This is a genomic window from Ensifer sp. Root127 (assembly GCF_001425225.1).
GTDB classification, from domain to species: Bacteria; Pseudomonadota; Alphaproteobacteria; order Rhizobiales; family Rhizobiaceae; genus Ensifer; species Ensifer canadensis.
Window position 1 is genome coordinate 1 of record NZ_LMDX01000041.1, and the last position, 12,041, is coordinate 12,041.

A 12,041-nucleotide genomic window follows, 5' to 3' on the forward strand; every position below is an offset into this window, starting at 1 on the left:
GGATCGTAGTAGCGGGTGATGACCGCGCCCGAATAGGCGGTGCCGCCATCGAGCCGGATGCCGAAGCCGGTTGCGCCGCGATAGGCAGTGATGCGGCCTTTCAATAATTTCAGTGGCTTACCGTTTGTGGATGGGCACTAGCTAGTCGCTCATGGCCATAACGTGCTCGACCGATCTTGCTGTTTTGGTCTAGATCGCCGAAAGGTCCTAACGACCGCAGGGCAGCCGGGCACGTGCCAGCCAGGTGTTGTTCATCGCGCCTCCGGGGATTGACAGCGACTGCATAGGTAATGTTATTACATCATCATCGGAACCGTAACGTAAATCGGCGGCGACCAAGTCGGCGTCGGAAGGACTGAAATTTCGCTCGGATGCGCCCTCCCCCTCCCACCCTTCGACGGAAGCAGTCGATGAGGTCAGCAAGCTTTCAGCGAAGGTCACGACCCTTCGCGCCGAACGTCGCCCTTCGGGAAGACAATGCGACGCTGCGGCTGGAAAACACCCTGCTAAGGTCGACAACCAGCTTTTGCACGACGAGATCGTGCCGCTGAAGAACCGACCGCCCCGACCGCCGTTTCTACCGTCAATCCCTTGCTACGTCCTTCGATAACTTAAACTTAAGGAAAAATCGCTTGATCAGACGGATACTTTGACTTCCAAACGATTACTCTGTTTGCAAAGGAAGCAGAGCTCGCTATGCACGGGCGCGGTCAGCCCCGCGAAAATGATTGCCCCGTCGTAGGGCATCACAATGGCGCTGCCGTCGGCACGCTTTCCGATGATCGCGCCTTCAGTGACCGGTTCGCCAGCCGTAAACTGCTTTACCAGATGATCCTCTTCATGATCGGCGAGAACGGCATCGCAAATTTCCAGCACATACGGTGTTGCGGTTTCCGGCCCCTGATCAGCAATCAGCCCGAGAGATGCCATGCCATTGACGATGCAATCATAACCGACCTGCGGCCCCTTCGGATCCAGATGCTGGCCGCATTCAACGGTAACGCCGTAGCCACCGGCAAAGCGCATGTATTCCGTGGTGCCGATACCATGCAGCGATGAAAGGCCTTCGGCTACACCTGCATCGCGTTTCTGTTTCAGTGCTTTTTCGTGTGCAGGCAGCCAGCCATGCACGACCAGTGGAAGGGCAAGTGCCCGGGCCAGTTTTGCTTCTGCTACTTCATGGGCGAAGGGTTCAAGCGAGCCTTGATTATCCTTCGGCCCGATCAAGGCGAAAGCTTCCCCTTGCGAGCTGAATGAATGCAGATCGATCAGCACATCATGGGCACGCAGCAACGGGCACAGGATATTGGCCACCCGATCTTCGTTGTCCTGCGGGATGGCGCTCTCCGAAAGATCGCGATTGAAATTGCGGTCTCCCATGCGTTCATTTTTACGAAAAGCGAGCCCGTTTACCACCGGCACGAATGTAACCTGACCGCGCTCGAGCTCTCTTTGGCCGATGCGGAATTCATTGATCAAACGGTTGATCGCATAGGGACCGGCAGGCTCATTGCCATGAACAGAACCCGTGACGATCAGACGAGGACCGGGCTCCATGCCGTGGAAAGTGACACTCTCAATGGATTTGGGGGGGGCAATAACAAGAGGAGCAAGCGATGTGGCCGGATCATCAATCGAAGTAATATCAACGACCATGCCGGGACGAACGCGCCGTGCGAGTTCCATCAGATGATCATGTGCGACCACCACACAACCGGCCGTGCCGCTATAATCCGGCCGTGCCGTGTGGATAAAAATTGCAGACCCCCCGCGGGCTTCGCGCAACGCGTCATTCCAGCCGACAGGAATGATCAGATCAAACAATCTCTCGCCGCGTCGTGAAGCCTGTGTTTCGTCCGTTTCAAACACCAGCTGATTATAGAAGGGACTGTCGGCATCTTCTACCCAGCGATAATTTTCAGGCTTGGGCAAGAACGGGAAATCGAAACTGCGTGGTTCGTCACCGAAAACGGTTGGATCATAAAAACCATAACGCAGGGGGTGGCGCCCCCGCGGGGTTTTACCATCGCCTTCGCGTTTCATTTGCGGATCCACCAGTCCGTTGCGGCCGATGGCGCATTTTACGGTCCAGTCATCAATGGCTAGAAAACCGATATGCGGGTTTTGCGGATCCTGTCCTGTGCGCACGACAATTGTGGGCTGCTCGAGGGTTCCGACCATAAACGGGTTTTGATGCATGGATTTATTTAGCCTGCTCTAACAAATGACAACGGGCGCGGTGGAACCGATCACCGGGCGAATTGGTAAATGGGGGGATATCGCCCACGCGGCACTTATCAAATGCGGAGGGACAACGCGGATTGAAAGCACAGCCCGGCGGGGGATTGAGCGGCGACGGTGCTTCACCCTGCATCCGGCACTGGCGCGCTGTGGGCGCCAACGGATCAGGAATGGAAGCGATCAAAGCCTGCGTATAGGGATGCAGCGGATGGGTGAAAATATCACTCCATGCCCCCTCTTCGACGATGCGTCCCAGGTACATTACGGCAATACGATCGCTCATATGTTCGACGACACCAAGATCGTGCGAAATCATCAAAAGCGCGATACCGAGTTCGTCCTTCAATTCCAGCAGCAAGTTGATGATCTGCGCGCGGATCGACACATCCAGGGCCGAAACAGGCTCGTCGCAGACAAGCAGCTTCGGTTTAACAATCAACGCCCGCGCGATACAAATACGCTGTCTCTGGCCACCGGAAAATTCGTGCGGTCTGCGATCTGCCGCTTCAGGTTTCATGCCGACCTTGGCCAACATGTCGATCACACGCGCTTCCACCTCGGCGCTGTCTTTCACGCCATGGAGGCGCAAAGGTGCGGCAAGGGCCTCTCGCACAGAACGCCGCGGATTGAGCGAGGCAAAGGGATCCTGGAATACCATCTGCACATTACGCGCCTGGGCGAGCGGGTCGCTTTTAACTGCTGTCGGCACATCCTGCCCCGCCACATGCACGGAACCGGACGTGATGGGGACAAGCCCCATGATGGCGCCGGCAAGCGTGGATTTGCCACAGCCGCTCTCACCAACCAGGCCGAGGCATTCGCCTGCCTTGATAGAGAGATCAATTCCATTCACAGCCTTCAGTGTCTTTTTCCGGAAGCCTTCGCGAACAGAATAATGGATTCGCAGATCGCGAATGGTGAGCACTTCGGCAGTGTTGCCGTTGTTGTCGCGAGCTGTCGGTGTCAAGACGATGATCTGTTCAGTCATGATGGAAACACCTAATCGAACCCAGCTCTTCAAGGGGGGCCGCAGGCGGCATCATCGCCCGACATTCATCGGTGACACGCGGACAGCGCGAAGCAAAGCCGCACCCGATATCCCGTTCCGTCAGGCCAGGAACGACCCCCTTGATCTCGACCAATCGGGACCGCCCCTCCTGCAGCCGACGGCCAAGGCGCGGCAACGAACCGACGAGCCCATGCGTATAAGGGTGGCGCGGATCGGTGAAAATCTCACTGGCGCGACGCTGTTCCACGATGTGGCCGGCATACATGACCGCCACCCGATGGCACATGCGTGCGACCAGCCCCAGATCATGCGAAATCATCAGGACCGCCGTTCCCCGGGCTGTGCACAGATCGAGTATGAGTTCGACAATCTCGGCCTGAATAGTCACGTCCAGTGCAGTTGTCGGCTCATCAGCAATCAGCAAGGCCGGATCGCAGGCCAGCGCAATCGCAATCATCACACGCTGGCGCATGCCACCGGAAAGCTGGTGCGGATAGTCCTTGATACGCCGTTCCGGGCTTGGAACCTGCACCTGTTCCAGCGCCTCAATGGCTTTTAGCCGGGCCTGGCGAACGCTCATGCCTTCATGCAGCACGAACATTTCGCCGATCTGGTCGCCGATAGTCATCAGAGGATTAAGCGACGTCATCGGCTCTTGAAAAATCATGGCCACGCGGTCGCCGCGCAGACGTCGCAGGTCCCTGTTGGACAAGCGATTGATATCCTGCCCCTCCAGGAGTACCCGTCCCTGCGTGACGTGCAATGGCTCGCGCAGCAAACCCGCAATCGTCAAGGCACACAGGCTCTTGCCGCAACCCGATTCTCCGACAAGCCCGAACACTTCACCGGCTCGAATAGAAAAATCGATTTGGTTCACAGCGGGAAAGTCCTGTCCCTTGGCACGCAGTGCTATCGAAAGATTTTCGACTTGTAGAATGGAACTGTCAGTCATCACCGTTTGGCCCTCCCGTGCGGATCGAGCAGGTCGCGCAAGCCGTCACCCAGCATGTTGAAGCCGAGAACGGTGATGAAGAGGGCGAGACCCGGGAAGATCGCGACCCACGGCGCGACCATGAGCTGCTCACGGGCACGCGCGAGCATGCCTCCCCAACTCGGTGCGGGCGGAACAACACCCAAACCCAGAAACGACAGGGATGCTTCGGCCATGATGGCCGATCCGATGCCCATGGTCGCCACCACAATGAGTGGGCCGCCGATGTTCGGCAGGATTTCGCGCAGCATGATGTAGAATTTGCCGAAGCCGAGGGTGCGGGCTGCCTGTACGTAGTTCTGTGATTTTTGGGTCAGAACCTGCGCCCGCGAAATGCGACAGCTATAGGCCCAATCCGTCAAACCAAGGGCAATCAGCAGGCTGGGCAGACCGGGGCCAAGAACCGCCATGAGAGCCAAGGCAAACACAATGGTTGGAATGGATAGCATCAGATTTGTCAGGCCCTGGACGAACTCGTCCCACCAGCCGCCGACATAGCCCGCGGAAAGACCCAGCAGAACGCCTATGCAGGTATTCATCGTCTGGACCGCAAGACCGATCATGATCGAAATACGCGCACCATAGGCAATGCGCGAGAAAATATCCCTGCCCTGCTCATCGGTGCCAAACCAGAACTGTGCGCTTGGTGCCTCTTCGGCATAGAGAAGTTTGGAGTCGGAAACCGGATCGTAGTGGGCAATCCATGGCGCAAACAGTGCAACCAGAATAATGGTCACGAAGATTGTGAGCCCGATGACAAGATTGGAGCGAAACATCAGTGCTGCCTGTCCTGTTCAAAATGTTCGTTTGCTTGCAAGAAACGCTTTTCCATAGGCGTTCAGCGATATCGAATGCGCGGGTCGATCACGAGATAGGCGATATCGACAAGCGTGTTGATGATCAGGAAGAAGAGCACGATCACGAGAATGCAGCCTTGAACCGTCGGTATGTCGCGCATCGAAACAGATTGCGTCAAAAGCGAACCGATACCCGGCCAGGCAAACAGGTTCTCAATGACGACCGACCCACCCAGCATCGAGCCGAATTGCAGGCCGATTGTTGTCAGCACCAGTACAAAGGCATTGCGTGCCATATGCTTGGTAACGATGCGGAATTCCGAATTTCCTTTTGACCTGGCGGTACGGACGAAATCAGCATTCATGGTCTCCAGCACAGCCGCCCGGGTCGTGCGCGCCAAAAGGGCCATAGGGGCGATTCCCAGGGTCAAAGCAGGCAGCACCAGGTTTCTGAAATTGCCGCTGCCATAGCCAAAAGTAGGCAGCCAGCCAAGCTTCAGCGATATGAAATACATGGCCAGCAAACCGAACCAGAAACTGGGCAGCGAGAGGCCGGACACAGCTGTGATCATCGCGGTTGTATCGAGCCAAGTGCCCTGCCGCACAGCTGCCAGGAAGCCCAGCGGCAGACCGACGATCATGGCAAAGGCAATTGCTGCAACAGCAAGTTTGAACGAAGCGACGATACGACTGGAAAGCATAGCGGTGACAGAACGCTGTGTGGAAAAGGAGGTGCCGAGATCACCCGTTGCGAGCCCGCCAATGTATTTTCCGAACCGCTCCAACAACGGATCTTTCAGGCCTAGTTCTTTTTCGATCCGTTCGGCAACGGTAGGGTCAATGTCGCGTTTGTCACTGGAAAGCGAAGACACAAATGTGCCGGGCATAACGCTGAATAGGAAGAAGATCAGCGTTATTGCAGCAAAAACCGTGACCAGAGATTGCAGCAGTCGCCTGCCAATCACCATCAACATAAGAGTATCCATAAATCGCGTTGGCTCGAAAGCTGACAAAAGCGGCCCGTGTTGCGGCTGCTCGGGAAATCTGCCCCGTCGGGAATGTTGAGCGCGGGATTTTCCAGCTTGTTTGAACGATATTCCGGCAGTCGACACAGGGCCTAACTGCCGGACCGACCCAGTTAACGGCCAGGCGCGTTATCGTCGAGCCAAAGCGAATCCACTTCAATAATCGCAGCTTCGGTCACATTGGCATCAACTCCGTGAATCCACGGCTGGGTCGCGACGACTGCTTTATTGTAGTTGTTGAACCAGACAGGCGCCTTCTCAAAAATATAGGCATCCGCCTTCTTCAAAAGTTCGATTCGCTTGGCCGGATCGGATTCAGCCGAGGCTGCATCCAGAACTGCGTCATAAGCGGGATCCTTGAAGGCACTGCGGTTGCAACCTGAACGGCTTACGCGGCTGTCAAAGCAGCGCAAGGCGGTGAGTGGATCAGGTCCGGTGCCCGCGGAACGAAACCACGCCATGGCCGATCCCTGATTCATTTCATCAACCAGCGTGTTGGAATCCACTACCTTGGCCTTGGCAGTGATGCCGACCTCCTTGAGAAACGGCATCATGGCTTCCAAAACACCAAGGCTCGCCGTCCCCTCCGTTACTGATATTGTAACTTCAAAGCCATCAGGATAACCGGCTGCTGCCAGCAGTTCCTTTGCTTTCGCAGGATCATACGGATATGGCGCGCGATTTTTGTCAAAGGCCGGGGATGTTGCCGGTAGCCAGCCCGTTGCTTTATAGGCTTTGTCTTTGAGAAGTTTGCGGATGATGATGTCGCGGTCTACAGCGTAGTTGATCGCCTGACGTACGCGCGCATCGTCAAATGGCTTCTTTTCCGTGTTGAAGCCCATATGGCGCGTAAATACTTCGGAAATTTCAAGCAGACCCTTGGAAAGATCCGGATCAGCCTTGTAGAGCACATAGGCGTTCTCAGACAGAACCGTAGCATCCAGTTCGCCAGCGCGAAATGCCATATCCAGGGCGCTGTTGTCGCCGGATATGGTAAAATCCACAGCATCAGCATAGGGCTTACCCTGCTTGTAATACTTGTCGAATTTCTTGCCGGAAATTTTAGAACCTTCGACATGATCTTCAAAGGCAAATGGTCCGAGCCCAACCGGATGGGTCAGGAAGTTTCCGCTTTCGACTTCTTCTTTCGGCAGAATAGCTGTGATCGCTTCGAAGAATTGCGTACCGGGATCGACAAGGTCCTTGAATGTCAGCGAGAAAGTGCGGTCATCAAGCTTTTTCACGCCGCTGATTTCTTTAGCTTCGCCCTTGGAATATTCCTGCGCCCCAACGAGCGTGCCGACCTGTACCGCACCTGGATAACCCTTTTCCGGGTCCATGACGCGCGTGTAGGACCAGACCACATCATCTGTCCTCAGCTTGCGTCCGTTGTGGAAATAGATGTTGTCAAAAAGCTTGTACGTGAACGTTTTGCCGTCTTCACTGGTTTGAACCAGTTCGGCCAGGTCAAGAGCTGGCGCATTCTTGGCAGAATCCCACGTATAAAGGGAACGGTGAAACGCTTTGGAGACGACCATGTCCTGCGAGGTGTACGTCGCATGCGGGTCGAGACTTTTGAGGGCCGCGCCATAGGGTGCTGCCAGGTGCAGCGTACCGCCAGGCGTGGGTTCAGCTGCCCAGGCCATGCTTGCAGGAACAGCCCCTGACAGGGCGGCGGCAAGGAATGCAGCTTTCACAATCGAGCGATAGTTCATGTTTTCCCCTTTTCGTTGATCGGCTTCTGATCGCCGGCTTATGCTTGGAAGGCATGTCGATAGAAGAGCTGAGCGAAATTGGGCAGGAAGCTCTTATCGGTCGCTGACCATTCCCCGTCGCACATCACACAGAGAACAAAGCTTTTGCCATCCGGTGTTTCCCCATAAACCAGATCATGCCTGGTCCACGATGTATGCCCGGCTTTCGACCAGGTCATTACGTCCCGCGGCAAGCCTTCGACCAGAAAACCCAGGACCTGGTCGCCGGCTGGATCAGCATCATTTGGATGACGCTGGAACTCACGGTTCATCAGACCCATCATCCAGTCGGAACGCGCACGCGCACCACGTGCGATATCGTGCATCAAAGCGGCTGCGGATAGTGCCGTGAGAAGATTTCCGTTTTTGCCATTGCGAAATTGCTTGGCGCGGCCGTAGGGGCTGTCCTCATAAGTGCCATGCAACACATTGATGCCCGCAAATTCCGAACGGTTCTGTGACTGAAACCATTGCTGAACACGGTGGCGGGCCGCACACCATTCCTCCAGCGCTTCGCCTTGCAAGGGCGCGCCATCATCGGCGCCGGTCAATCTCCCCACGAGATAGACCGTCGCCTCATTGGAGGAAATGGCCATCATTTGCTCGGCGGCGCGGTCGTCTTCCGTATGTTCGGCCAAGAGCCCCTGTTCTCGGAAAGAAGCCAAGGCATCCAGAAAGAACAGCTTCACAACACTTGCCGGATAAACCGGCTTCGTTGCCTGATGTCCGAACCATGGCAAATTCAGGAATTCGCCGGGATCGGCCAAACGCAGGGGCGCATCATAAAGACAGGCAGCAATGCCAACGCGGCTCTCGTCAAGCGCGCCATTTGTCATGGATAAGGCTTGTGCAAGCGCGTGCGCCGCCGGATGTGCCTGTGAAACTGGGACCGTGACGTTCATTTTTGTTCCCTTGTTTTGCGCAAGTTAGCCAAGGAATTTTGCTCTTTGATATAGAAATGTCGTTTGAACTTCATCCAAATGCGATATGAAGTGCCGTAGAAACTCCTCAACCTTGGAAGTTGAAGGCGGGATTGAGCAACAATCATATCAATTTGCGTCAGGTGGAGATTTTTCGCGCCACTATGAAATTCGGCACCGTCACAGCGGCGGCCGCCGCCCTTGGTTCTTCGCAACCAACCATTACGCGCGAGTTGTCGAGACTGGAGAAGCACATAGGCTTCCCCCTGTTCGAGCGACGTCTGCAGAGATTGGTGCCCACAGCCAAAGCACTCAAGCTTTTCGAGGAAGTGCAGGCGTCATTCATCGGCCTGGACCGTATCAACGGATTTATCGTTCGCTTGCGTGATGCATCGGAAGAAGTGCTGACAGTCGCTTCTCTGCCCGCTTTTGCACAAACCATCCTACCCGAGGCGATTGCGCGCCTGAATGCCGCCCAACCAGGACTGACATTGCAGATCAGCACTGTTGATCCCCGTAACCAGTCAAGCGTTTCCGGCTATAATTTTGATATTGGTCTAATCGAGGACATCTATACACAAAGAGATGCCGAATCGCGCGTCCTATGGGTATTCAAGCTTGTTGCCATCATGCCGTCGGATCATCCTCTGGCACAACGTGACCATCTTGAGCCTCACGATTTCGAGGATATCAACTTTATCAGCTTGGGTTCGCAAGACCCTTATCGCCTGAGTGTGGAACGCGTTTTCGATATGGCCGAGACAAAAAGGCGAATGTTTTTGTCATCTCAATCCGCCAATAGCGTGTGTGAACTGGTGCTAAAGGGACTGGGTGTTTCAATTATAAATCCACTCACCGCTTTAAGTTATGAGAAACACGGCCTGGTTTTGAAGCGCTTTTTGCCTGCGCAGGATTTTGTCCTGTCCGTGTTGCGTCCGATCAATCGCCCTGTCATTGCCAGTTCAGATGCGTTGTTGTCGCATTTATCCCGGATATGTGCGGAAGCGCATCAGACATTGGTCCAAAAGAACCTTGAATAGATGGAGGGTGTTGCCGCCGTGCACGCGACTATTGTCGATCATTTCCTTCTCCGGCGACCCCACCTCGAAAACCCTCGCATTTCAACGCGATCCTGTGATCTTGGAGTTCGCTGCGACGACGATATCAACGCCACCCGGTTGTATGGAGGTGATTAGCTAGGGCTCGCATTGTTCTCGCGTTTACTCCAGGCACTGGGAAAAGAGACCATATAGGCACAAACCGGCCGCCCCTTACCAGCTGATGCGGGACGCTGAGAAAGGGTATCGCCGCCACCGTGCCGACGTATGCGCCTCAGTCAAGACTCTTCACGCCGCAAATATCCAACACCCCGAATGACGGCGTCTGTAAGAGCTAACTCATATTTCTGCTTTCGGCCCTTAGCGGTCGTGATCGCTTGCCGCGAATCACGCAGCTCGCTAGGTAATAACTGCAGGCTCGACCCAAGCCTCCCCCCTCCTTTCGGGAAAGCATCGCACATGTAGGGTTGAGGCTAAATCATCGGACCATCTGTTCGAGCATCGCATTAGGAGGGGTTGCGTTTCGGCTCGCAATGGAGGTCTTTGATGAAGCTTTCTGCACCGATATTTCAACTTAAACGTCGGGCCAAGTTGATGGCACGCAGTAACAACGTTCCCCTGAACGAAGCATTAGACCAGATTGCGCGAGAAGAGGGGTTTGCAAGGTGGAGCCTGCTGTCGTCTCGGATGTCTTCCGGGACGCTTTCCGGAACGATACTGTCGCGCCTGGATAACGGCGACCTGCTGCTACTCGCGGGTCGTCCTGGGCATGGCAAGACCACGCTCGGTCTTCAGCTTCTGATTGACGCAGCCCGAGATGATCGCAGGGCGTCGTTGTTCACATTAGAATTCACAGAGCAACAGGCCAGGAAGCACCTCAGAACACTAGAAGTGGATGGTGGCAGTGTTGCCGATGGAGTGCAGGTTGTTACCGCTGATGAAATCAGTGCGGACTACATCATCCAGTACATGTCGGGATCGGAGCCGGGAACAGTTGCTGTAATCGACTATCTTCAGTTACTCGATCAGCAGCGGAGCAAGCCTGTTCTTTCCGAACAGGTACAGACCCTCGGAGATTTCGCGCGACGATCCGGTGTTGTTCTGGCGTTCATTTCGCAGATCGACAGGTCGTTTGACACCGAAAGCAAACGCCTTCCCGACATTCGCGATATTCGTCTTCCAAACTTTGTCGATCTCGGCCTTTTCAACAAGGCATGCTTCCTTCACAACGGCGAAGCGCAGCTACAAGACGTCGCCTGATTGCTTGCCGTGACCTTATCTGGTCGCGGCAAGTCTCCTCTAAAGTCCGCTCCTGACGCGATTCGGCCGAGGCGGTCGTCGCTGTTCGGCCCAGAGCGGCATCGAACTCGCTAGCGGGTAGTCGACGTTCACTCAAGCGACCGCCGTCGTCTTCGGTTGAACTGTCTTCCGCAAACTCTCAAGCTGCGCGGCGTACGAACGTAAGGCATTTATAGGGAACAGGGCCATCAACTTGCTCTGATTCGGAAATCGCAAATTTATCGTCAGGTATGAGGGGAAAATGGCGGTCGCCGCCGAATGGCGCTTTGAGCACAGTCAGATGAATACGATCCGCAAGCGGAAGAAAAAGCTCGTAAACCTGTTGGCCTCCCCCGATGGTGATCTCCGAACCCGGCAAGGCTGAGGCAAGCGAAAGAGCCTCCTCGACGGACACAGCAGAATGTACGTTGGGTGTATCATCTGCAGCCGTGCGGGAGAGCACGATGCAATGCCTTCCTGGAAGCGGCCGGGGAAGCGACGCATAGGTCATACGCCCCATGATCAAAGCCTTGCCCATTGTCAGTTCCTTGAAGCGCTTTTGTTCTCCGGGAATATGCCACGGAATCTCGTTGCCGCGCCCAATTGCACGGGCGGCATCCATTGCTGCGACAAGAACGATTGGCTTCATGGCTGTCCCTTCCTACGTCCCGTGCCCGTTGGGTCAAGACCGTTTTAGATTCCGTACTTGGCTGCAACGGTCATGACGGCTATTGGCGCGAAACTGCCGGGCATCGTTGTTCCGCTGACCCATCATGAGGTCGTCATGCCACATCCCATTCACGAAAGCAGTTTCCCGCTCTCGTCCTTCGACCACGAAACCGCATTTCTCACCCGTTGGCGAGGCCTCGTCGGTTCCTTTGACCGCCCTTCGCTGAAATCCGCCCTGCGACTGGCCGTTCGCGCCAGTGCACGGCCGCGGCAACGCAAGAGCAAAAAGGCGGTGACGG

Annotated in this window: 10 protein-coding genes and 2 pseudogenes; 3 read left to right on the forward strand and 9 right to left on the reverse strand. The window is 55.4% G+C overall.

The window, feature by feature from the left end:
- Window positions 1-636: 636 nt before the first annotated feature.
- The 7 genes from ASD03_RS38330 to ASD03_RS29585 form a co-directional block, all read right to left on the reverse strand.
- Complete coding sequence (locus tag ASD03_RS38330) at window positions 637-2,199, reverse strand: succinylglutamate desuccinylase/aspartoacylase family protein (protein WP_057217839.1); 1,563 nt, start codon at window positions 2,197-2,199, stop codon at window positions 637-639.
- 4 nt (window positions 2,200-2,203) lie between these two features.
- Entirely contained in the window at window positions 2,204-3,229 is a 1,026-nt protein-coding gene (locus ASD03_RS29560) for an oligopeptide/dipeptide ABC transporter ATP-binding protein (RefSeq protein WP_025429750.1), read from the reverse strand.
- Window positions 3,222-4,202 (reverse strand): ABC transporter ATP-binding protein, encoded by a 981-nt coding sequence (locus tag ASD03_RS29565; protein ID WP_057217841.1) that lies wholly within the window; start codon window positions 4,200-4,202, stop codon window positions 3,222-3,224. The genes ASD03_RS29560 and ASD03_RS29565 overlap by 8 nt, the downstream gene beginning before the upstream one ends.
- On the reverse strand, window positions 4,202-5,020 hold the full coding sequence (locus tag ASD03_RS29570) for an ABC transporter permease (protein ID WP_025429748.1): 819 nt from the start codon (window positions 5,018-5,020) through the stop codon (window positions 4,202-4,204). Before ASD03_RS29570 ends, ASD03_RS29565 begins: the two co-directional genes overlap by 1 nt.
- A gap of 59 nt (window positions 5,021-5,079) precedes the next feature.
- Window positions 5,080-6,012 carry an ABC transporter permease gene (locus tag ASD03_RS29575; RefSeq protein WP_025429747.1) on the reverse strand — a complete coding sequence of 311 codons (933 nt, stop codon included), beginning with the start codon at window positions 6,010-6,012 and terminating at the stop codon, window positions 5,080-5,082.
- Window positions 6,013-6,176: 164 nt separating this feature from the next.
- Complete coding sequence (locus ASD03_RS29580; protein ID WP_063978394.1) at window positions 6,177-7,778, reverse strand: ABC transporter substrate-binding protein; 1,602 nt, start codon at window positions 7,776-7,778, stop codon at window positions 6,177-6,179.
- A gap of 38 nt (window positions 7,779-7,816) precedes the next feature.
- Window positions 7,817-8,719 (reverse strand): serine hydrolase, encoded by a 903-nt coding sequence (locus ASD03_RS29585; RefSeq protein WP_057217843.1) that lies wholly within the window; start codon window positions 8,717-8,719, stop codon window positions 7,817-7,819.
- Window positions 8,720-8,850: 131 nt separating this feature from the next.
- Here ASD03_RS29585 and ASD03_RS29590 point away from each other — a divergent pair, with 131 nt between their 5' ends.
- On the forward strand, window positions 8,851-9,777 hold the full coding sequence (locus tag ASD03_RS29590) for a LysR family transcriptional regulator (protein WP_025429744.1): 927 nt from the start codon (window positions 8,851-8,853) through the stop codon (window positions 9,775-9,777).
- Window positions 9,778-10,341: 564 nt separating this feature from the next.
- Window positions 10,342-11,055, forward strand: coding sequence for a DNA helicase (locus ASD03_RS29595; RefSeq protein ID WP_057217845.1), 714 nt, complete (start codon window positions 10,342-10,344; stop codon window positions 11,053-11,055).
- A gap of 178 nt (window positions 11,056-11,233) precedes the next feature.
- Here ASD03_RS29595 and ASD03_RS29600 read toward each other — a convergent pair whose 3' ends face one another.
- Both ASD03_RS29600 and ASD03_RS40845 read right to left on the reverse strand, forming a co-directional pair.
- Entirely contained in the window at window positions 11,234-11,722 is a 489-nt protein-coding gene (locus tag ASD03_RS29600) for a dihydrofolate reductase (RefSeq protein ID WP_057217847.1), read from the reverse strand.
- 33 nt (window positions 11,723-11,755) lie between these two features.
- Window positions 11,756-11,923: pseudogene (locus ASD03_RS40845) on the reverse strand (GNAT family protein); the annotation flags it as partial.
- Between ASD03_RS40845 and ASD03_RS40200 the strand changes: the two are divergent.
- Window positions 11,915-12,041 (forward strand): annotated as a pseudogene (locus ASD03_RS40200) (integrase); the annotation flags it as partial. The pseudogenes ASD03_RS40845 and ASD03_RS40200 sit on opposite strands and share 9 nt — an antisense overlap.

What these genes read in the sequence shown, in the direction of transcription:
- ASD03_RS38330 (WP_057217839.1), bottom strand. Translation starts at nt 2,199, where the DNA reads ATGCATCAAAACCCGTTTATGGTCGGAACCCTCGAGCAGCCCACAATT.
- ASD03_RS29560 (WP_025429750.1), bottom strand. Translation starts at nt 3,229, where the DNA reads ATGACTGAACAGATCATCGTCTTGACACCGACAGCTCGCGACAACAAC.
- ASD03_RS29565 (WP_057217841.1), bottom strand. Translation starts at nt 4,202, where the DNA reads ATGACTGACAGTTCCATTCTACAAGTCGAAAATCTTTCGATAGCACTG.
- ASD03_RS29575 (WP_025429747.1), bottom strand. Translation starts at nt 6,012, where the DNA reads ATGTTGATGGTGATTGGCAGGCGACTGCTGCAATCTCTGGTCACGGTT.
- ASD03_RS29580 (WP_063978394.1), bottom strand. Translation starts at nt 7,778, where the DNA reads ATGAACTATCGCTCGATTGTGAAAGCTGCATTCCTTGCCGCCGCCCTG.
- ASD03_RS29585 (WP_057217843.1), bottom strand. Translation starts at nt 8,719, where the DNA reads ATGAACGTCACGGTCCCAGTTTCACAGGCACATCCGGCGGCGCACGCG.
- ASD03_RS29595 (WP_057217845.1), top strand. Translation starts at nt 10,342, where the DNA reads ATGAAGCTTTCTGCACCGATATTTCAACTTAAACGTCGGGCCAAGTTG.
- ASD03_RS29600 (WP_057217847.1), bottom strand. Translation starts at nt 11,722, where the DNA reads ATGAAGCCAATCGTTCTTGTCGCAGCAATGGATGCCGCCCGTGCAATT.